General features: G+C 34.1%; 19 protein-coding genes. 5 read left to right on the forward strand and 14 right to left on the reverse strand.

What is annotated here, in order from left to right; genetic code table 11:
- Positions 1-77 precede the first annotated feature (77 nt).
- Together I5818_RS14770 and I5818_RS14775 are read left to right on the forward strand one after the other, a co-directional pair.
- Positions 78-1,091, forward strand: a complete 1,014-nt coding sequence (locus I5818_RS14770; RefSeq protein WP_058003886.1) for an LLM class flavin-dependent oxidoreductase — start codon at positions 78-80, stop codon at positions 1,089-1,091.
- A gap of 181 nt (positions 1,092-1,272) precedes the next feature.
- Positions 1,273-2,445 (forward strand): MFS transporter, encoded by a 1,173-nt coding sequence (locus I5818_RS14775; RefSeq protein WP_078111232.1) that lies wholly within the window; start codon positions 1,273-1,275, stop codon positions 2,443-2,445.
- A gap of 60 nt (positions 2,446-2,505) precedes the next feature.
- Here I5818_RS14775 and I5818_RS14780 read toward each other — a convergent pair whose 3' ends face one another.
- From I5818_RS14780 to I5818_RS14790, 3 genes are all read right to left on the reverse strand, one after another.
- On the reverse strand, positions 2,506-3,189 hold the full coding sequence (locus I5818_RS14780) for an ABC transporter ATP-binding protein (RefSeq protein WP_058003884.1): 684 nt from the start codon (positions 3,187-3,189) through the stop codon (positions 2,506-2,508).
- Position 3,190: 1 nt separating this feature from the next.
- Positions 3,191-4,225, reverse strand: a complete 1,035-nt coding sequence (locus tag I5818_RS14785) for an ABC transporter permease (protein WP_078111233.1) — start codon at positions 4,223-4,225, stop codon at positions 3,191-3,193.
- Positions 4,226-4,390: 165 nt separating this feature from the next.
- Positions 4,391-5,176, reverse strand: coding sequence for a VOC family protein (locus tag I5818_RS14790; RefSeq protein ID WP_058003882.1), 786 nt, complete (start codon positions 5,174-5,176; stop codon positions 4,391-4,393).
- A 493-nt stretch (positions 5,177-5,669) separates the two neighbouring features.
- On the opposite strand from I5818_RS14790, the gene I5818_RS14795 reads away from it, so the two are divergent.
- Complete coding sequence (locus tag I5818_RS14795; protein WP_078109939.1) at positions 5,670-6,398, forward strand: DUF2161 family putative PD-(D/E)XK-type phosphodiesterase; 729 nt, start codon at positions 5,670-5,672, stop codon at positions 6,396-6,398.
- 46 nt (positions 6,399-6,444) lie between these two features.
- Here the strand turns inward: I5818_RS14795 and I5818_RS14800 are convergent, their stop codons facing one another.
- The 5 genes from I5818_RS14800 to I5818_RS14820 form a co-directional block, all read right to left on the reverse strand.
- Positions 6,445-7,152: an SGNH/GDSL hydrolase family protein gene (locus I5818_RS14800; RefSeq protein ID WP_058003880.1), complete on the reverse strand. Its 708-nt coding sequence runs from the start codon at positions 7,150-7,152 to the stop codon at positions 6,445-6,447.
- A 167-nt stretch (positions 7,153-7,319) separates the two neighbouring features.
- Positions 7,320-7,850: an MFS transporter gene (locus tag I5818_RS14805; protein ID WP_058003879.1), complete on the reverse strand. Its 531-nt coding sequence runs from the start codon at positions 7,848-7,850 to the stop codon at positions 7,320-7,322.
- Positions 7,847-9,286, reverse strand: coding sequence for an FAD-binding oxidoreductase (locus tag I5818_RS14810; RefSeq protein WP_078109940.1), 1,440 nt, complete (start codon positions 9,284-9,286; stop codon positions 7,847-7,849). Before I5818_RS14810 ends, I5818_RS14805 begins: the two co-directional genes overlap by 4 nt.
- A gap of 140 nt (positions 9,287-9,426) precedes the next feature.
- Positions 9,427-10,356, reverse strand: coding sequence for a glutaminase A (glsA, locus tag I5818_RS14815; protein WP_078109941.1), 930 nt, complete (start codon positions 10,354-10,356; stop codon positions 9,427-9,429).
- Between the two features lie 189 nt (positions 10,357-10,545).
- Complete coding sequence (locus I5818_RS14820) at positions 10,546-11,388, reverse strand: helix-turn-helix transcriptional regulator (RefSeq protein WP_078109942.1); 843 nt, start codon at positions 11,386-11,388, stop codon at positions 10,546-10,548.
- A 281-nt stretch (positions 11,389-11,669) separates the two neighbouring features.
- Between I5818_RS14820 and fabF the strand changes: the two genes are divergently transcribed.
- A complete protein-coding gene (gene fabF, locus I5818_RS14825) occupies positions 11,670-12,905 on the forward strand; it encodes a beta-ketoacyl-ACP synthase II (protein WP_078109943.1) in 1,236 nt (411 codons plus the stop codon).
- A 63-nt stretch (positions 12,906-12,968) separates the two neighbouring features.
- Here the strand turns inward: fabF and I5818_RS14830 are convergent, their stop codons facing one another.
- The 6 genes from I5818_RS14830 to I5818_RS14855 form a co-directional block, all read right to left on the reverse strand.
- Positions 12,969-16,160: a UvrD-helicase domain-containing protein gene (locus I5818_RS14830; RefSeq protein WP_078109944.1), complete on the reverse strand. Its 3,192-nt coding sequence runs from the start codon at positions 16,158-16,160 to the stop codon at positions 12,969-12,971.
- The gene (locus I5818_RS14835) at positions 16,153-19,149 is read right to left on the reverse strand and encodes a PD-(D/E)XK nuclease family protein (protein ID WP_209391776.1); all 2,997 of its coding nucleotides are present in this window, start codon (positions 19,147-19,149) and stop codon (positions 16,153-16,155) included. The genes I5818_RS14830 and I5818_RS14835 overlap by 8 nt, the downstream gene beginning before the upstream one ends.
- An 83-nt stretch (positions 19,150-19,232) precedes the next feature.
- The gene (locus I5818_RS14840) at positions 19,233-19,385 is read right to left on the reverse strand and encodes a Fur-regulated basic protein FbpA (protein ID WP_078111484.1); all 153 of its coding nucleotides are present in this window, start codon (positions 19,383-19,385) and stop codon (positions 19,233-19,235) included.
- Positions 19,386-19,489: 104 nt separating this feature from the next.
- Complete coding sequence (locus I5818_RS14845; protein WP_058003872.1) at positions 19,490-19,789, reverse strand: DUF5634 family protein; 300 nt, start codon at positions 19,787-19,789, stop codon at positions 19,490-19,492.
- 93 nt (positions 19,790-19,882) lie between these two features.
- Complete coding sequence (pabB, locus tag I5818_RS14850) at positions 19,883-21,640, reverse strand: aminodeoxychorismate synthase component I (RefSeq protein WP_235849876.1); 1,758 nt, start codon at positions 21,638-21,640, stop codon at positions 19,883-19,885.
- Between the two features lie 15 nt (positions 21,641-21,655).
- Positions 21,656-22,243 (reverse strand): anthranilate synthase component II, encoded by a 588-nt coding sequence (locus I5818_RS14855; RefSeq protein ID WP_058003871.1) that lies wholly within the window; start codon positions 22,241-22,243, stop codon positions 21,656-21,658.
- A gap of 325 nt (positions 22,244-22,568) precedes the next feature.
- Here I5818_RS14855 and I5818_RS14860 point away from each other — a divergent pair, with 325 nt between their 5' ends.
- The gene (locus I5818_RS14860; protein WP_169846980.1) at positions 22,569-23,024 is read left to right on the forward strand and encodes a YndM family protein; all 456 of its coding nucleotides are present in this window, start codon (positions 22,569-22,571) and stop codon (positions 23,022-23,024) included.
- Positions 23,025-23,034: the final 10 nt, after the last annotated feature.

The following is a 23,034-nucleotide window of genomic DNA, read 5'->3' on the forward strand; positions in this document are numbered from 1 at the left end:
CATTTCATTTTGTAACATGCTGATTGACTGTTAGAATGAAATTACGTATTTACCGAAAAAAGAAAGAAGATGAATCTATGGTTAATCATTCAAAAAAAATAAATGAAATTCGTTATTCTGTGCTTGACCTTTCTCCAATTGTCCAAGGAAGTACTGCTTCGCAGTCATTGATAAATACATTAGATTTAGCAAAACATGCAGAAAAATGGGGGTTTACTCGTTACTGGTTGGCAGAGCATCATAATATGCCTGGGATAGCAAGCTCCGCTACTTCTGTTGTTATTGGACATGTAGCGGCAGGAACTAAACATATTCGTGTAGGTTCAGGAGGGATCATGCTTCCCAATCATGCACCATTAGTAATTGCTGAGCAATTCGGGACATTAGAATCCCTTTTTCCAGGTAGGATCGATTTAGGATTAGGCAGAGCTCCTGGTACTGACCAGTTAACTGCTCACGCTTTAAGAAGGGACGGGCGAATAGATGCGGAAGATTTTCCGCAGCAAGTAGCTGAATTACGTGCCTACTTTAAACCAACTGGCAAAATGCCTGTTCGGGCAATACCTGGAGAAGGATTAAATATTCCGATTTGGTTACTAGGATCTAGCGGTTTTAGTGCACAATTGGCTGGCCATCTAGGACTACCGTTTTCATTTGCAAGTCATTTTTCTCCAGAGAATACTTTACCTGCATTGGATTTATATCGACGTAGTTTCCAAGCTTCAGAAGTATTACAGGAGCCTTATGCGATGGTTGGTGTAAATGTTATTGCTGCTGATTCAGTAAAAGAAGCTGAATTACTGGCAACCTCGATGCAGCAACAATTTTTAAACTTAATTCGCAACAATCCAATGCCCCTTTTGCCGCCTGTTGATAATTTTAGCGAACTATGCAGCGATTATGAAAAAGCTCTACTACAGCAACGAATCGGGGCTTCCATTATAGGAGATAGAAAAATTGTAAAGGAAAAGCTGCAGCATTTCTTAAATGATACACAAGCAAATGAAATCATCATTAATGCACAAATATACGATCACGAAGCACGACTTCGTTCATATGAAATTGTTTCAGAAGTTATGAAGGATATATAAAGAATTAATTTACAGGTACCTTAGAATGAAAGGTGCCTGTTTTTTTATCATTTAGTGTTACATAATTGTGAAAAGATGGATGGACATTCGGATAATCAATTACTTTATGATAAACTAAGCATAATTATTTACATAGATACAAATAGTTAATCAATAGAAAAATTGTAAAGGATTGTTCATTATGGAGTCTAAAAAGGTACTACCTATTTTATTTTTAATTATGTTTCTCGTAATGGTGGGATTTGGAATTATTATTCCGGTTATGCCATTTTTTGCAGAGGATATGGGGGCAAATCCGACCGAGCTAGGATTATTGATGGCTGTCTATTCATTTATGCAACTTATTTCCGCACCTATTTGGGGCCGTGTTTCTGATAAAATTGGACGTAAGCCAGTTATGATGATTGGGATATTAGGTCTTTCTGTGTCATTTATTTTAATGGCTATTTCCAGTCAACTCTGGATGCTATTTATCGCTAGAATCATTGGAGGATTATTATCTTCAGCAAATATGCCAACAACTATGGCTTATGTGGCAGATATTACTTCTGAGGAAGATCGCGGTAAAGGAATGGGAATTATTGGTGCAGCTACTGGTTTAGGATTTATTTTTGGACCAGCTATTGGAGGGTTATTTTCTAAGACTAGTCTAAATATGCCCTTTTATCTTGCAGCTGCCTCTTCATTTATTACCTTTCTTCTTGTTCTATTCGTCTTAAAGGAATCTCTCTCAAAAGAAAAAAGAGGACAGCACGCAGATAAAAAATCATCAATATGGAGCTCCTTTAGTGGTTCATTATCTATCTTATATATTTTACAATGGTTTATTTCATTGTCATTGTCTGGATTAGAGGCTTCATTTGCCTATTTTGCAGCCAAAAAGGCGGGATTAGATGCAATAGACTTAGGCTATATTTTTATGATAATGGGGTTCGGTAGTGCCCTTGTTCAAGGGGGATTAGTTGGTAGATTTTCAAAAAAATATGGAGAGGGCACAGTGATCCAGGGAGGAATCATTGTATCAACCATCGGCTTTGTTTTAATACTACTAGTAAATAGTTTTACAACTGCAACAATCTTTTTAACTATTTTTGGATTAGGAAATGGTGTCATTCGACCTTGTGTATCAGCTCTTTTAACGAAAAAATCAACTGCCGGTCATGGAAGTGCTACAGGATTGCTTTCATCCTTCGATTCCTTTGGAAGAATTATCGGTCCGCCTCTAGGAGGATGGTTATTTTCCATAACAGCGGGTCTCCCGTATATTTCTGGGGCGATACTTTCCATACTTGCATTGATGCTTTATCAAGTATATCGTATCAAAGAAAAACAGCACCGGACTATATCTCATTGAATGAGGAATGGGTTGTCTACTCAACTTTAAAGACAACCCCTTTTTTTATTTATAAATCTATTATACAGCTCCTATTATTTTCCCATCGCTCATTTTAACAATTCGATCAGCATAAGTGAGCATTTCTTCGTCATGAGTCACTAGTAAAGTAGCAATATTTAATGTTCTTGCCAAATGACGAATTAATGACATGACATCTTTAGATCTTTTTGAATCGAGGCTTGCGGTTGGTTCATCCGCAAAAAGTATTTTAGGTTTATGGATGATTCCCCGTGCAATTGCAACTCGTTGTTTTTCCCCGCCAGATAATGAAGACGGATAAGCATTTCTTCGGTGATCCATTTCCACCATTTTGAGCATCTTGTTTATTTCTATTTTTTGTTCATGCTTTTTTAATTTTGATTCAGAAACATCCAACATAAGGAGCAATTGTTCTTCAACCGTAAGAAAAGGAACTAGATGAGCAAATTGAAAGACGAATCCAAATTTATTTGCTCGGATTTTCCGAATTTGTTCTGAGTTCATACTGATCATATTTTTCATACCAAGCATTACTTTTCCATCTGTAGCTGGTTGAAGTCCTGCTGCAATTGTAAGGAGTGTGCTTTTACCGCTGCCTGAGGGACCTACTAAAGCAGTGATTTCCCCTTCTTTCAGAGTAAGATCAATACCTTTTAAAATTTCTTCCTTTATCTCACCATTATAAAATGTTTTTCTAACGTTCTTTAAAGTAAATATCGACATCCTACATCTCTCCTTGTTGAATGGCTTGCATTGGTTCAATCTTTTTAATTTGAAAACCAGATAGAGTAGCTCCTAAAAATCCGATAACGATAAAAACTAAAGATAATAGTATGGTTGTTTCCGTTGTTAAATGAAAAGGCATTCCTTCAGGTGCAATCAAATTAAAAACTTGGCTTAATACAGCTGATAAAGCAAGTGCAATGAATGTTATAATAATCATTTGTGTCCACATCATTTTGAATAGGGTACTCGTTTTTAGTCCAATTGCTTTTAAAATACCGTATAATCCAATTTTTTGAACATTCATCATGTAGAAAAAAATAGCAAACAGCAATCCACTTATTACAACTAAAAACAATACAATCATGCTTAAAGACATTTGCTCTGCTTTATAACTCGGAATTGTATTAAGAAACCGTTTCTTCGATAATGTTTGTAAGCCAGCGAACTTTTGATCTGAATCTGCTCCAGGGATATAAAGCAATTGCATATCCTTTGCCCCAAAGATCTCCTTATAATCATCCATATTTATAAAAGCAACCGGTGCATGACTAAATTTCTTTTGATTAACAAATGCTTTTACAATAAACTTCCCCCTAAATTGATTGTTTGTTAATGTATCACCAATTCTAATCCCTTCATTCTTCAATGAGGAATCCAGTATTATCTCCCCTTTTTTTACATTTTCGAATATATTTGAATGGGTCGAAGTGAAAAATGTGACACTTCGTTGTTTATTAGCATCATCAATTATAAATCCCATTTGCATTGAAAAAGCTACTGCATTTTTTTGTTCACTTAATACACGATGTTGGATACTTTGGTCTATTCGGGAAAGATTATAGCTTCCTTCGGCATCCTTCGTCATATAGAATTGTCCATTTGGTAAATTGTTTATCAATGCTGCATTGTCTTGTGATAATCCATTTGCTAAACCAGATATAATAAATGTCAATAAACTAACAAGAAAGATGATAGAACCTAAGATCATAAACCTTACTTTATTTTTCCTTATTTCTTTCCAAGCTATGTTCAACTTAATTCCTCCAATCTCTTCTTAACGCTTTAAGTTTATGATTGGTATATGAACAGAAGATGAACAGGAAATTACATTTAAAAAAATAAGTGCTATCTATTAAGGGGACAGACTCCTTAGTAGATAGCACTTATTTATAACTAAATAATTAGATTAATGTATGTATTATACAAATTGATAATATCCTCCAAACATCTCCTTTTCCAGGACAATATTATTATTTGCAATCTTTAAAAGACATGGTCCTTCCCCATTATGTTCTAATATCCTTGATATCTCCCCCTGACCATAGGGCGATGCAAATACGAGATTACATCCTTCGAGCTCTAATGAGATACAATTTGCTTTTAACTTTTTGTCCTTATAGGGTGCTTTTTTCTTTAACTGAAACCACTGACTCCATTTTTCAGCAATTACTTCACCATTTTCTACAGCAAATACAAGCTCTTGTAGTTTTAATGGATTGTTAATTTGTTCGATGTCTTTCAATCTTACCTCATCCGCCTCGTGCCACTGAATAATAAAGGGAGTTGGTAGATTTTCGACATGATCCGAAATAAACAGCATCTCCCATTGAAGAAGCTTGCCATCTTCTCTTTTTCTTTTGCCTTTAATAGGACCAATCGTTTTAATTTTAAGCTGATTAAGACGTTTTGTTACTTCGTCAATATCGTTTGTCCGTAAGGCAATTCGTGCAAACCCTTCTTTTTCAGGTAACCATTGGTGCGCTTGAATAATTAAGTCATTATCCTTAATACTACTTGCGATTGTATAATCAAATATTCCAAGAAATTCAATATAACTTAGTCCGAAATAGCTTAGTGCGTTATATGTTCCCCAAAATTCATGTCTCCCACCTAGGTTCGCTTTTAAGCCTATCGTGGCAAAATCTTCAATAGTCTCTTCTGGACGATTGACAATATGCACTAAATGATCGAATGAAAGTTCCAAAAATAACCCTCCAAAAAATTAGATATTACACTATACTATTCTGCATAACTTGCTAAAATCCCCTTTTTATTGAGAGATTTTTTTAAAATCTATTTTTCAAAGGGGCATTTCTCAAACAATGTTGCAAATTAGGAGATGTGTTAACAAATAAAAAATAGGTGAAAGTCCAACAGGTTCCTTCATTCCTCTTAGAAAAGAGCCATAAACTAAATAAAAACGTTTCATTTATTAGGTGTAAAAGCTGCGGCAGTTCTTCTACAATTACAACAAACTAAAGAAAAAACTGCCGTATAAAATAAAATCGAGAAATAGACAGGTTTCCTCTATATAATAAATGCAGGAACAAAGTCAATACATTTTTAGAAGAAAGAAAATGATGATTAACTATTATTTATAAATTATCTATTATCACATTTATATATTCTATCTAGCATTAAGTATCATTATGTTACAATGAAACTACAATTTTTAAGTGAGAATGGTGAATTCATCCATGAAGAAAAAAACAGATAAGTTATATGAAGTAGACTTGTATAAACCTATTCAAAAGTATTTCTCAAATCTCGGTTATGAAGTATATGGTGAGGTTAATGATTGTGATATAACGGCTGTGAAAGATGAGGAATTAATATTAATTGAATTAAAGCTTCGTTTAAATCTTGATTTACTAGTTCAAGCGGCAAAAAGACAAAAATTAACAGATCAAGTGTATATCGCTATCCCAAAGCCTTCATACAATCTTTTTTCCAAAAAGTGGAGAGATATATGCCATTTGATCAAAAGACTTGAATTAGGTTTGATTCTTGTTTCTTTTTTTGAGTCTTCTACAAAAGTAGATATTATATTTCCCCCTACCAGTTTTAATCGTAAAAAAAGTATGCAACAAAATAAGAAGAAAAGACAAAAACACTTATTGGAAGTCGAAGGTAGGCACGGAGACCATAATCTCGGAGGAAGCAATAAAACTAAGATTATGACTGCCTACAAAGAAAACTGTATCCAAATCGCATACTATCTTGATTTATATGGGCCTCTAACTCCAAAAGCTTTACGTGAAATGGGAACAGGAGAAAAGACATTATCAATTTTAAATAAAAATTATTACGGATGGTTTGATCGCATAAAAAGAGGAACCTATGCAATTAGTTTGAAAGGAAAAATGGATTTAAACGAATATCCGCAGATCATTGAATATTTTCGATTATCAGATGTTGATCAATAATTAGAGTAAAAAAAGGTCTGTCATTTAAGGGGAAACTCGCCCTTTACTAGACAGTACCTTTTTTTATGTTCATCATCCGTATAAGTTGCTGATATACCTCATTACTTAGTACTTTATAGCCATTAGAAGTCAAATGTATCCCATCATCACTAATGAGATCAATAAAATCTCCTGCATCCTTAATGGCTGTTCTTACATCAATTTTCAATACTTCTAATTCATTCGCTAACTTGTTCAAGCTACGATTATACAGCCCATGCCAATGTTCAATACCACCGACGGAGCTAATCCAATGGCTAATTGATGGACCAAATTTCTCAGCAATAAATTTATAATATCGAACAGGATCCAGTGGTGGTAAATTCATAATGATCGGAGTTATTCCAGAATTCTTAATTGAAAATATCAATGTCTTTACATTCTCTAAATATTGTTCTATAGGGACAATAGGCTCATGATGTTGATTAGGATTTTTCGCCACTTCATCCCATTTAAAATTACAATCATTACCACCAATACCGATAATCGTATAATCTGGTTTTTGACTTATGACATCTTTTTCTAAACGAGCAATAAGTAAGTCCGAATTATCGTTAAATACACCTTTATTGACAACTTCAACATGGTCTTCTTCACTGTCGGAAGGGAAAAAACTTTGTAAGAAAGAAGGATAATTCTCCTTCATTATTCGAAGTCTACCCTTTACTAAGGAAACGCCTCTAGTTAAACTATCACCGAAACAGATAATTTTCATTCTTTATCCCTACTTCATATGTTTTACTTAACCCTATTATATCATTTTTCAACTTTAATCGCTTTATTCAACCTTTTTCTCATAGATGTAGAGAGTATTGTTAAAGTGAATACCGGTCCATACTTACATACTCATATAAAGCAGCCTTTAAACCAAGGTGTACCACTTTAATGTTTCTTTAATAAGATTATACCGCTGATAAGATATAACAATGATGCTAAATAAAAGATACTTCCAATGGTAATAAAATCTACCATATACCCAGTTAATATGATTGCAAGAGCTGCTCCAACAGAAGTCCAAATATGATACTTCCCAATTTCCATTCCTGCTGTTTCTTTTGCCACTTTTCTAGCTAATGCAGTTTTTTCCGTGTTTTTTTGGATTGCACCTAATATTCCCATCATGATTTGCAAAATATAGACCTGCCAAACTTCTGTGACTAATGGGAAAAACAAAAGAAGTACCGCCATAGACCATGAGTAAAGGATTAGTAATACTTTATCTCCTAGTTTATCTGAGAATTTACCTATTAAAGGATAAGCAAATGCAGAAGTCAAGGCAAACAACCCATATGCCCAACCGAATTGGGAATAGCTATCACCGACATTTTTTAGGAGCAAAACATAAAATGGAAATATCATGCTGCTCGCCATTACGATGATACTTTGAAAATATAAAAATCGTTTATAGGTCATTTCCCATACTCCTTATAAAATAAATTAACAAACCGTTCTTCAGGATCATATTTTCTTTTCATATCAAAGAACTCAGCGGCATGTGGATAAGCCTGATAGAGTTGCTCTTTTGTTGGATATGAGTAATAGGGAAGATAATAACTCCCTTGATGAGCCAGTGTTACATCGATCATTTTCTGTACTACTTTTTCTGTGCTTTTAATATCTTGCTTTGAACGTCCTTGATTGATAAGTAATACAAGCGCAAACATATTATCTTTAGAATAGGACATGACCGCATGATCATTTTTTGAAACATAACGTATAGTTATATTAAGAAGGTTAAAGTCTTTCTCCTTGTTAAGTACAGCACGCAAATCATCTATATAACTAGCAAACTCACCTACTGGTACAAAGTATTCTTGAAGTACCTCTGTCCTTGTTCCACTATCATAATCCATAAAAGCTGTTTCAGAACGCATGACATTATTTCTCGTTTCTAGTTTATTATTTATTGTTTTCATATATTTTTTTTGAAGTTCCCAAAAAGCATCTTTTCCCCAGTTACTATAACGTGACATTCCGAGTAAAGCCTTAGGTACTGCGACAATATTATCTCTTTTTAATTTGGAGTAATCATTCATTTCCTCTTGATTGGATGCTATTTCATAGTTAGTTACATACATTTCTCGTAAAAACGTTTTTGGTGCAACAGATATACGAGCTAAATGCATTTTCACCTTTTCATTATCTTTTACTTTTTCTTCAAAATATGTAGAATAATTTTGGTAATTCAGTGACTTTGTTTTAGTGACATATAATTCGTCATCTGTTAATTGGATGGTAACATCTAAAATTACTCCAAATAATCCATATCCACCAATAACATAGGGGAAAAGCTCTGCATTTTCTGTTCTACTTACATTGACTATTTCACCCTTCGGATTTAAAAGATGAAAAGATTGAATCGTATCGATGAGGGCATCATTTCTTATATCTCTTCCATGGACATTAACGCTTAAGGAACCTCCGACTGTAAATATATTTTGAGATTGCATTACTTTTATAGATAAACCAAATGGATTAATATAGCGCTGAATATCATCCCATGTGGCCCCACTTTGAACAGTTATCGTTTTATTTTTTTTGTCAAGGTTGATTATTTTATTATACTGTTTCATATCAATCATGATGGCATTTGGATAAAGGGTTTGTCCCCCTTGACTATGTGACATTCCAGCAATCGATAGCTTATCATTTGTTTTTATCGCTTTTTTAACAATTTTTTGAATTTCCTTGTCACCATAGGCAGATTGAATACTTTTCATTGAGATTGGGAGTAAATGACCTTTATCTTCAGCCACTGGATGGCTAATCCTATTTTTATATGAGTAAATGGATGCTCCAAGAATTATTCCATATACCACAATAATGAGAAAGATATGTTTTCTCTTCAAATATTCACCTTCAATCAATTTGATATTAATAATTTACTATATTAATAGGATATAGAAAAAGGTCCTATTTGTTAATTGTAAATTTACAGCAAATATAAAAATAAGAGTAGAATTAAAAAAGGAAGATCGAAATCTTCCTTTTAAAACATGCTTAACATGTATTTTTCAGACATCATTTTAAGAAGCTGAATTCCTGCTACACTATTTCCTTTTTCATCAAGAGCAGGACCATAAACACCAATCCCACATCTTCCTGGTACTGTCCCTAATATTCCTCCGGATACACCACTTTTAGCAGGAATACCTACTTTAATGGCAAATTCCCCAGATGCATTGTACATTCCACAGGTTACCATAAATGTCTTACAAATTCTCGCAATATTTGCAGGGATTAATTGCACCTCTGTCAAGGGGTCCTTTCCATCAAATGCAAGTACACAACCAATTCTAGACAGATCCAGACAATTCATTTCAATTGAACATTGCCTCGTATATAAATCAATGAGTTGTTCAACCTCTTCATTAATGATGCCATGTTGCTTAAGAAAATAACATAAAGACCTATTTAGATCAGCAGTCTCAAATTCGGAGCGAGCAATCTCACGGCTATACCCAATGGATGAATTATTCGCTAATTTTTGAATGAGTGTTAATAAACGTTGAAAACGTTCCTCTACACTTTCACCTTTAATCATATGGGTGACGGCTAACGCGCCTGCATTAATCATGGGGTTGAGCGGTTTAGATGGTTTACTAATTTCTAGCTTAGCAATTGAGTTAAACGGATCGCCTGTTGGTTCTTGTCCAACATGATCAAATACATAGTCTTCTCCCCAATCCATTAGTGCTAAAGCTAAAGAAATAACTTTCGATATACTTTGTAACGTTAAATTTTCCGATACATCTCCAGCAGAATAGCAATTTCCGTCTGGATAATAAAGAGCTATTGACAAACTATCTGGATTCGCCATTTTAAGTGCTGGTATGTAATCGGCAACTTTGCCTTGATCAGTATACTTCTTCGCTTTATTAACTAATAACTGTAATTCCTCTATAGACTGACATTGCAATTTAACCACCTCAAATAAAATAATTCTGTTTCAATTTTTCTTCACTAATAAATAGTAATATAGGAAGGCTTTTTTCGCATTAAAATTAAAGATAAAAATAGATATTTGAGAAAATCCAATCAAAGATTATTATTGAATAGAAAGAATGAGACTAGTGTAAGCCCTATAATCAACTCCTGTTAGAAAATCTCATCGACTTCTTTCCATTAATTTTTTTAATTTATTCTCAGTATTCGTATCCTCAACTGGTGTATACACACTACAACGTAAATCGTGATTTCCTTGGACTTGTAATGAAGTGAGATTAAACAGCATTTTCCCAGCTTTTCCATGACGAAATTCGATAAGCACTTCGGGCGCGGAACTAACTTCACTCTCATTCCATAATTCCTGAAATTCTGGGAAGTCCTTTTCCATTTTCTCAATAAAATCCGAGTACCATGGATCAGCCACATATTGTCCATAATAGGTACGAAAAATAGCAAGAAATCCTTTTACAAAGTGCTCCCAATTTACAGCTAAACTTCTTAATTCCTTCCTTGCAAAAACTAAATAGATGAGATTTCTTTGCTCATCTTCCACCTTTTCAAAATCAAGAAATACATTTGCTGATGCTTGATTCCATCCAACAATATGACATTTACGATCCGTAATAATAGTAGGACAATATTGAAGCTCTTTTAATATTTTGTTTAAAGATGGACTAACTATTGCTTCTTCTTCATCCAGCTCAGATGATTTTACCCCTTCTTCCATCGCCAAAGCAAATAAATATTTTCTTTCGTCCGTATTTAATTGCAATGCATTCGAAACAGCATCTAAAACAGATGCAGACACTTTAATATCTCTACCTTGTTCTAGCCATGTATACCAAGTTGTACTTACTCCAGCTAGCTGTGCTACTTCTTCCCTACGTAAACCAGGTGTTCTTCGTCGAGTTCCTGCAGGAAGTCCAACCATATGTGGATGTATTCGAGAACGTTTCGTTTTTAAAAAATCAGACATTTCTTGAAGCCGCGTTTCAGTTTTCATTCGTATCTCCCTTCTTAACCTAGTAGTAATTATACTATGATAAACCACAACTTGTAATAGGATAAATCAAGAGTACAATAAAGGAAAAGATGTTTTCGAAAAGTTTGTTGCACTTGAAAATAAAAGACTACTACTGGCTTTTACAAAGTTTGCAGTACTTTTCTTAGTAAAATATGAAGAGAGTTGACGACATTCATTCTTATATTTATTAAAACTTTATTTTTATAACAACAATGTTTGAGAAAAGAGCCAAAAGAAAAATACAATTGGAGGAGTTTTTTATGAAGAGAGTTGTTATCACAGGAATGGGTATTATCTCTCCCATCGGTAATACGGTTGATACTTTTTGGACGAACTTAATGAAGGGTAAGTCAGGAATTTCTGAGATTGATACCTTTGATGTATCTGATACTAAAACGAAAATAGCCGGTATTATTCGTGAATTTGATGGTGAGAAATTGTGGGGAAGAAAAGAAGCAAGAAAATTAGATCGCTTTTGTCAATTTGCCTTAGCTGCTGCTTTGCAGGCATTAGAGGATTCTCATATTCATTTAGATAAAATCAATCCAGAACGGTTAGGTGTTTATGTTGGATCGGGCATCGGTGGAATAAATACGTTAATAGAAAATGTTCATTTACTAAATGATCGTGGGGCAAAAAGAGTAAGTCCTAGCTTAGTACCTATGATGATTTCAAATGCTGCAGCTGCACAAATCAGTATTAGGTTAGGGGCACGTGGGCCATCCATGTCTCCAGTCACTGCCTGTTCTATCGGAAATACTTCAATCGGTGAAGCCTATCGTGCTATCCAAAATGATGATGCAGATATTATTTTTACAGGAGGAGCAGAGGCAGCAATTTCAAAATTATCATTAGCTAGCTTTGGAAATGCCCAGGCTCTCTCAACAAATAATGATGTGCCTACATTAGCTAGTCGACCTTTTGATGCATCCAGAGATGGCTTTGTCATGAGTGAGGGGGCAGGAATATTAGTACTTGAATCAATGGAACACGCACTAAAAAGAGAAGCCACCATCTATGGGGAGGTCATTGGATATGGTGCTAGCTCGGATGCATATCATATGGTTGCCTCCCATCCAGATGGAAGAGGTGCTTTTCAGGCGATGAAAAGTGCATTAAATAATGCTCAATTATCACCGAACGACATTGATCTAATTAGTGCCCATGCGACAAGTACTCAAGTAGGTGACCACTCGGAAACAAAGGCAATTAAAAATTTATTTGAAGACTATGCCTATAAGATCCCAATTACTGCCAATAAATCTATGCTTGGACATATGTTAGGAGCATCAGGAGGTGCAGAAGCGATAGCTTTAGTGAAAAGTCTACAAGATCATTTTATCCCACCTACAATTAATCTTAATCATCCTGATCCGGAATGTGATCTGGATTATGTGCCTAATAAAGGGAGATCAGCTAATCTTACGATTGGATTATCTAATTCATTTGGCTTCGGTGGACATAACTCAGCGATTATCATTAAGAAATTTCAGTAATATTATTCATGTTTAAGGGGACTGTCAGACTTTTACATTCTGATAGCCCCCTAATCTTTGCTCTTATACAATACATATGTCATCTGTAAATACGAAATAAAGGAGTGTTTGATGAACAGAGGTATGCATGATTCTTTCCCATAATTCACGATACAAGGCTATTTGATGCTCATAATAGGAGGTTAAGCGTACAATACCCTCTCTGTCTTTTGAACGATCGGTTTTATAATCAACAATATACCAATTTCCTTTATATTGATATGCTAAATCAATCACACCTTTAACTAGCAATGGATACTGTTGATCTTTACTCTTTCGTATTTTCTTGTATAATGGATCTTCACTCGATAATCGAACATTAAATGGGACTTCTGTTAAAACAATTTCGGCTGTCTGTAGCTGATCCCATATTTTTGTATGTTTAAAGCTTTGTATACTTTGATAGACCTCTTGCTTCCGTTGTAGTGAAAAACCATATTTTTGTAGCAAGTCTTCGATATGGTTTTCAATTTTCATGCCTCTTATTAGCTTCTCGAAAGCTTCGTGGATAAGTGTTCCCCAAAGCATTCCACCGCCTTTTTCACGGTCAATATCTAATTGATAGATATCATCTTTTTCATCTGTAGGACTATACGTAGCATATGTTGGCTGAATATGTTTATTAATCCACATACCTAATTCATTAATATAATCATTGCTAACATTAATCTTCCTTTGGACCTCTTGTTCAGTTATTTCACTTTCCATGATATCATCGACTTGAATTCGATTTGGTTGTACAGCAAACACTAGTTCATTCCATGGATTTTTCTTATTAGTTTTCTCGCTTGTACTAATAATTAATGCCTTTTCCGCTCGAGTCGCTGCTACATATACGATCCGTGTTTCTTCCTCAATCAAATATTTGTATTCTTCTGTTTGATGAATACTCCACTCTGGTGGACAAGCGATCATCTTAGTTTGGAATCCGTTTGATTTTTGAACAATAAAATAACCATATGAAGTTGTATTTGTTCGTTTAATATGTAAGGAGATACGCTCCTTCACATCAATTTTTTTAACGGGATTTGCTAGGAAAACAATCTCCGCTTCCAGTCCCTTCGATTTATGGACATTCATTATTCGAACAGCATTTGCCCCAACATCCATATTGAGTACTAAACGTTTTGTAAAAATCAATTCTTTTAGTAATTCTGCTGCTTCATAAAAAGTACTTGCTGATCGAATCGTGGTGATAATAGAGTTTAAATGTTGGCATTCATTTTTTCCATAGCCTTTTAATAACAGCAATGGATAGAAACCAATATCCTCGATCATTTTCTCTACCACTGTAGCCGGAGAATATTGATATTTCCAATTTACGTATGTTTGAAGCCGTTCAAACGCTTGAAGAAAATCAAATGTAGATTCGACAACATTATCTTCACTTGGTGTCCAATAAATATCAAAGCTACCACCACTGTACTTCCATTCAAATAGTTCCTGATCACTCACACCAAAGAAAGGACCTCTAAGTACCGCAAGTAACTGAACAGTATTAGTTGGATCTTTTACAAACTCAACAAGATGAAAAAGTTCCTGAAATTCCGTCATATTTGCTAATGTTATTTCACCACTCAAATGTGCAGGGATGTTATTTTCTAAAAGTGCCTGATAATAAACTTCTAAATTCTCATTATATCTTGTCAAAATCATAAACTCTTTAGGCTGATGTCCTTGATGAATCATCTTATTAATGGTTTCAGCTATTTGAAAAGCATCGAATTGGATCATTTCTTCCTTATTTACATATTCTTTTGGTATTATCGATTGATATATTCCTGAAAAAGTAGAATGATTGTCATTAAAATAGGCATGTAATGGCTTAAAAGCAGCTTGATATTCTGTCGCTTGAATAGGTAATTTTTCTTCAAAAAATGAATTTAATGAGTTTGTTACCGAATCTAAAGTTCGAAAATTCATTGTTAATTCTAATATTTCTCCACCTTGATTACCTATCAATTCTTTTACTTTATTATAAATGTCTATATCTGCACGACGAAAACGATAAATCGCTTGTTTAGGGTCTCCTACAACAAATAATGAACCCTGTTTCGGCCGACATCTTGTCCAATCCTGTTCATACAGATTCTCTGCCGTTATGTAAAACATGATTTCTGCTTGAATCGGATCGGTATCTTGAAATTCATCGACTAGAATACTGCGATATTTTTCTTGAAAATAACCGCGAACCTCACTATTCTCCTTCAATAAGAGTGCGGTCTTTATTAACAAATCATGAAAATTTACATAGGACATTTGCTTTTTTAGTATTTCATATTCATGCAAGATATCAATCATCAATGGCATGATATGTCCGTGAACATACTCATACCATTTTTCCAATAATGGCTGTATTTTCATTTCAACGAAATCAACAATTTTGTCCAAATAGTACTTTGCATCCTCTTTTGAACTCCATAACTTTTGTGTAATCGTAAGCTGTTTATTAAATGTTTCTAGTAATCCAATCTTCATTGCATCTGTTTCATGATTTTCGTATTTATTTTTACGAATCGCCTGCAAAATAAGCTCTTGAAGTTTATCATATCTTCCTTCTATGGGTTCAGATGGAATCGCATGGTTAGCTTCTTTCAAAAGGTTTAGAAACGAATGGTAAACTCTTGAAATATTCGGGGATTCCTTCTCAACATAAACCCAATCTACATCCGGATAAGCAATTAACCTTAAGAAGCATTGACGTAAATCTGAAACTGGAATACCTAGCCTTTTTATAAAATGATACCTTTCAGAATCTTTCACCATCATCTTTTCAAAAAAGTTGTTCCAAGCTTGTATTGCAATATGTTGGTCCTCTCTTTCCTCAATTTCACGAAATTGCAGATCTAATCCTGCCTCAATTGGACGCTCACGGAGGATACATGCACAAAAAGAGTGAACAGTCCCTAAAAAGCATTGGTCAAAATTAGCTAATGCACTCTCCAAATTTTGTTTTTTTGAGAGATCCTCTTCTACTCTCCATTCATTTTCAAGTTTTGTTTGAAATCTTGTCGTTAATTCTTCAGCTGCTTTTTTTGTAAATGTAATAGCCGCTATTTCCGATATGTTGCATGTCCCCATTTTTATCATATTAACCATGCGGTTAACAAGACTTGTTGTTTTACCAGATCCTGCTCCCGCTTCAACTAGAAAGTTTTGAGTAAGATGCTGTTCGATTTTATGGCGTGCTACCTCATCAATTATTTGTTTACTCATACGCTCTCACCCCCATCCATCTATTAATAGCTTTTACATGCCTCATTTTTTCCTCATACTGCTCCTCTGAATATGAGTTCCGTTTACATACATGTTGAAACGTGCAATACCTACAATCTTTTTTTATATCATCTGTCATCGGAAAGTATCCAGCTTTTAAAAGGTCGAGTAACCTCTCCGTGATCTCTAAACCATTTTCACTAGCTGTTGAATCCTGTAATCGGACTCTCCTCTCTCCTAGTCCTTTAGTTGTTGGAAAAAGATACGTACTATTAATCACTTGCCCCTCGTATAAATTGAACTGATTCTCCAATGCTTTGGCATAAAGAAAATGCTGTAAATGTCGTCCACCATTGAAAAATTTATTTAAAGAATACTCTCTTGCACTTCCCGTTTTGTAGTCAATTATCACGTAATTCATATCCTCTTGTTTATCTACACGGTCAATTTTTCCAGATAGAAAAAAAGACTCACTATTATTAAGGTGAATTTTTGCAGGAGGGTTTCCATCTAATCCAAATACATATTCAAAATATGCAGGTACATTTCCCCATGTATGTTCCTCTTCACTTTTCAAAAAGATATGACAGGATTCAATAATTTCATTCATCTCTTCTTCGAAACTAATTGAACAATCCGGAAATATACGTTCTTTAAAATAGTCTATTTTCTCTTTAGCAATTGTAATCAGCATATCGATGTGTTTTTCATAAGATGGTTTATCTCCAGTTACAAGAATTGTTTTATAAAACTGCTCAAATATCTCATGGAGTAATATGCCACGTGTCTTTCCATCAAGCCATTTATTTTGATTGACAGGCTCGGCAGGGGCTATCTGTAAAATATCCTCTAGAAAATATTTATATGGACAAGTTGCTAGCTTTTCTAATCGACTACTGGATAATCGTATATTTCTATTTTTTCTTGGGTCTAAAACATAACCACCCGCATTTACTTTCCCTTCATATTCTGTAAAATTAATGGTCGATCTTTTTTCGATTGCTCGATATCCTTTTACAAAATACTTCAAGCCTTCTAATTTCTCCAAAGAGATATGGCTGTGGTTTCCATAATTAATGAGAGATTGCCACCATTCTTTTTGATTAATTTTATCCGTTTCGAAATGACTCTTGATGAGCAAATTGCCTATCAATTGTTCATTATTTGCTTCACTATTATTTATGAGAATCCGATAACAGGTTAAAAAGAAATGTGATGGTGTGTTCAAACGATTTTCCTGTTGGTTGAAAACAGGATAACTAATTGTTAACCGACCAGTACTACAAGCAAGTGCTTGTAATAAATGAAAAATATTTTCTTTAGCCTTCTCCCTATGCAATGGAAGATTCGCGCACAAGGCTTTTCTCTCATCATCTAATAATAGTGGATTTTCCTTAACCTTCCCCGGAAAGCGTTGATTATCGAACCCAATATAATACAGATTCTTGCGATTTATAAAAAGTGCTTGTTGAAACGAAGTAAAATGTAAGGAACCCGATTTCGGCCCAGATGCACCAATGCGGATCGTCAATAAATACTCCTCTAGGATAGAAAGCATTTCTTTCTGAGAATTTGGTTCAGTTGCAAATGAACGCAATAACTGTATCTGTTCTACTAAAGCATCTTTCGAAAGTTTATCGTAAACGGACTGTATTTTAGCGAATTCTAGTATAAAATCGAGTAGATCGAGATATCCCTTCCATTTACCCCCACCATAATGAGATGGAATAAATTGAAAAAGTGTTTCAAACCATTGATATAGCCATGTATATTCTGCTATCTTTTTTTCTATAGAGAAATGATGTTCTTCACTATCCCGATTCAATTCTTCTTTCAATTCATGGATTTTAACTTGAAGTTTCTGCAGATATCGCTCTTTTCCAGTACCAATCTCAGAATTTCTAATCATTCTGGTGATAGATAAAATACTTGGAGACTCCGCATCAAAATCAAATACACCTTCTTGAAGCAAGTTCAAAAAGGATGGAGCACTAAAGTCCTGTTTAAACCACTGAAGGATTTCCAATATCATTTTCCCTGGATTCGTAACAGTGATCGGGAGACCTTCTCCAAACGTAACTGGAATTTTCATTTTTTCAGATAGTTGATACATCATCATTTGATATGGCTCTTGTTGACTATAAAAACACGCACATGTATCAAAAGGTATTTCCTTTTGCATCATTCTCCTTAACATTTCATTTATTTCTTCTTCCTCTGTATGACTTGCAAAAAGCTCAAAATCTATATTCCCTAAATGATGATTATTACTTAGTAAATAACTAAAATCGGACGGTTGAGCCTTCCCATGTGCCTCTAGAATAAATGCAAATCTTGCAGGAGGAGTGATTTCATACACTGGGGCAATTGGCAAAATATATGAATGCTTTGATAAAAGCATACTGACAAATTGCTCTTCTATTCCTATAAAAGAAAGATTTGGTTGAAATAAAAAAATACATTTATCCATTTCTACAATATTGACTTGTTCAATTACTTTTAGAAAAGCTTTCGTCTCATCCCAATACGAATTTTTTTCTAAAATCCTCTCATATTCATAAAGGATTTTTTGTAGATCACTCGCTTTATCTTTCATCTTAAATATATCCCTTGGAAAATGAGTACTGGAGTATCCTGAAAGCCTAATCTCTTGTATCGTTTTATACATAGTCATTGATAAGCTTGGTGTTGTTTCGAGAAGATGGAAGTAATGGAGTTTTTGTTTATCCTTTAATGTTTTTATTATGGAAGTCATTAGAATAGAACCGATGGTAGGAGTGATGAATTTAATTTGGATAAACTTTTGAGAAAGAAACTTAATAGCTATATCTTGAATGGTGTGAATCTTAATATTTATTACACAATGACCTGTATTTATAAACTCATTTAATATTTGTTCACCAGTACGATAATGATCGACGATCAGAACCTTTTCTGAAAGTGGATAGCTTGTACAAATTTCCTTCAAAGTTTGGATTAAAGATTTCATAAGATCCCTCCTCATATTAATTATTTCACTTTTCGGAACATTTTATACAACCAAATAAAAAAGTGCATCTATAGATGCACTTTCTAGCTTGATTTTCCAACGATTATTTCATTATATATACTCTTTAAATCATATAATGATAATTCATACAGTTGTTTATTATTTGATTTATAAATTCCTTTATTAAGAAGCTGATCGATAATATCTCGCTTCTTTAGCTCTTTTTCTGCTGTCATGGAGAATTTCCTCCTATCTCTCTATCGCTCAAACATTAGTTATTCCATTTGCCTATCATAAATCTATTTTGGCATACAAAGATTAAAAATTATTTAAGGATTCATTAGAAAAGACCCTTATTAAAAACTTCATCCAAACTATGAAACCCTTTTAACTCTCCATCGTCTGATTGAATGGTCCATTCCCTATTTTTTAAAGTAAGCCTACCAAATTCATCCTTCATATAAGGCATATTTAGCATAAAAACTTTTCCATCCTTACGCACAGTATACCCCAGATAATAGTCATTTCCTGCCCCTTCTTCTTCATATATACCGATATCCTCGAGTCCATAATGATCCATTAAAAGCTGCATTTGATTAGTCATCTGGTCTATTAAGGTTTCTCTATTGATATAGTCCATACACAACCCTCATATCTATTTTTTCCTTAGTATGTCACTAAAGTAGAAAATTTATAATTATAGGGGGGACAGATTTTATCTAAAAAAACCCATTTAAACAAATCTTATCTTTTGCCATTCTCGTACACTATTAATAAAGTAAATATTTGTTGCCTCTTTAATATCTTTGACAGTAAGAATTCTTTCTTTTAGTTTTCCCATTTCTATCAATTCCTCACGAAATGTACCAGGTAATAATCCTACTTGAACTGGTGGTGTATAGTACTCACCTTTTATTTCAAGGACGATATTTCCATTGGTAAACTCAGTTAATTCTCCATATTGATTCCACAATAGTACATCAAAAACTTTAGGTTGGCTTTCCTTATGAAATTGATATACTCGACGGTTCGTCGTTTTGTGATATAAAAAGAGATCATTTTTATCAACTGGGCTTTCCCCTAATTTTACTTGTAATGGTTTATTCAATGATGTGATCGGTTCACTAGTTATTTCAAATGAGCCATCTTTTGCAACGAGTACTCTAACTTTTAGTAATTGATAAGGATTTCTTTTTGCAAATTGCTGTAATGCTTCTGTTAATTCATTTATGTGTAATGAGTAATGAAAATAAGCAGCTGAATTTTGTAATCGCTTAATATGGCGGTCCAGTAAAAAATAATTACCATTCTCCAACTTGATACTTTCAAGTAATTTGAAGGTTGGTTGTTCTTTCGATAAAATACTTGCCTTCGTCTGAATTTCTGCATACTCATCCTTTGTCGTTGAATCCCATGTAACACCGCCACCAACACCATATACTGCTTGATTGGTTTGATTATTGATAACAACGGTTCTAATAGGCACATTAAATATGGTTTCCCCTATTGGACTTATAAATCCAATGGCACCGCAATATACCTCACGAGGAGAATCCTCTATTTCAGAAATGATCCTCATCGTACTAATTTTAGGAGCACCCGTAATTGAACCACAAGGAAACAGGGCAGAAAAGATGTCTACTAATTCAATTCCTGCTTCTGTCATAGCAGAAATAGTAGATGTCATTTGAAGAACAGTTGGATACTGCTCAATTGTAAATAATTCATCTACTTGTACCGTTCCTGGCACGGCAATATTGCCTAGATCATTTCTTAACAAATCCACAATCATGACATTTTCCGCACGATTTTTTTCGGATTGAAATAGCCAAGCAGCATTTTCATTATCTTCCTTAGTTGTTCTTCCTCTCCTCACTGTACCTTTCATTGGTTTGGTAATAATTTTATTACCATCCCAACGGAAGAATAATTCCGGAGAGGCTGATAAAATACGGTAATCTCCCAAATTCAGATATGCACAGTAATCTGAATCTTGAGATGAAGATAGTTTTTGAAAGAATGAAAAATCGTCACCAGTAAAATTAGCATGCAGCCTTGTTGTGTAATTTACTTGATATGTATGCCCATTTTCTATCGCTGTTTTTATTTCGGATATTCCTTTCTGATACGCTTCCCCTTCAATAGATGGAATCCAATCTGAAACAGAGTAATCGGCTTTCTTATTTGGAGCTGGAATTATTATAGGTTCATCAAAAATTCCAAACCAGAGTAATGGCATCTTTGGATTTTCATGTACCTTGAAAGATGGCTCAAACGCGGGTGCAGCCTCATAGGACACATATCCAGCTGCATAATACCCACAGGATACTTCTTTTTGAATTTGTTCCATACAACCTCTAACTTCATCTATACGATATGTTTGAATCACTTTTTTAGGTTTACAAAAGAATTTTGGGTGTTTCTTTCCATTTCGATCAGCAAATTCAAAATAGAGTGTTGAATTTTCATGCATGATGTCTTTTCTATTCATTCTACTTATCTTCCTTTAATGATTAATTAAGAATTTTTCATTTGGCTGAAAAAAATTTTGAATCATCTTCAGCCCATTCTCAGTTAAAATGGCTTCTGGATGGAATTGAATACCTTCTACCTTATATTGCCTGTGTCGAATTCCCATAATCTCTCCATCTTCCGATTTGGAAGTTATATCCAAATCCTGAGAGAGGGATTTTTCTTCTACGATCAAAGAGTGGTACCGAGTCACTTTAAAGGAATTCTCTAAACCCGAAAAAATCGACTTCCCATCATGAGTGATAAATGATGTTTTGCCATGCATGGGTCTTTTAGCTTTTATGATTTTTCCGCCAAATGCCTGAGCAATAACCTGATGTCCTAAACAGACACCTAAGATTGGAATTTTATTAAAGAAGTGTTTGACTACCTCAATGCATATACCAGCATGATCTGGATTACCCGGTCCTGGTGAAAGTAGTATAAATTCAGGATTTAATTGTTCAATTTCGGCTATTGCTATTTGGTCATTTCTAACAACTTTTACTTCTATTCCTATTTGTTTAATATATTGAACTAAGTTATATGTAAATGAATCATAATTATCTATTATAAGTATCATGCTATTTCCCCTATAATTTAATATGGCTGTTATCGTATTTGTTGCTCACTGACGGCTTTTGCACCGAATTAACGATTATGAAATTTGCAGCTCTTTTCACCGTGAAATGAAAGGTATAGCGGTCTTCAGTAGATAGCTATTGGTTAAAATGCTAATTAATAGCAACAATGATTAATAAATAAGCCTTTACTAGAAATATGAAATCGCTTCCCAATTTAATCATATCAAAGATTATTAATGATTTTCCAATTTTATATACGAATAGTTAAAGCAAACAATTAAAAAAATAGATAAGACATTAAATTTGTGAGGTGAGCTTGGAATTATGAAGCATATTAAAGCAATGGGGATTAAATTTGTAGCTACTCTTGTGGTCCTATTTGTCATTTTAGGATTAATTTTCGGGATGTCATTCACTAATTTCGTATTTATTTCACTTGTTTTATCTGTAGCATCCTACCTAGTTGGTGATATAGGTATATTACCAAGAACAAACAATACGGTTGCTACGATTGCAGACTTCGGTTTAAGCTTGCTCTTTATTTGGTTCTTATCGGCAGCACTAACTCGAGAAAATGCAACTGCACTATTTCTAATTTCACTTGTTTCAGCTTCTGCAATATCACTCTTTGAAATGGCTTTTCATAAATATGTATCATCCTATACATTTGATCGACAATCTGAAGAATTTTTGCCTAAACACCGTAATTTTCACCATTATCAAACGGAAGCCTCAAAAGAAATCACACCAGAAATCGAAAAAAATAGGGATAATAAATAACTGTACTTTT

The organism is Heyndrickxia oleronia (assembly GCF_017809215.1).
GTDB lineage: Bacteria > Bacillota > Bacilli > Bacillales > Bacillaceae_C > Heyndrickxia > Heyndrickxia oleronia.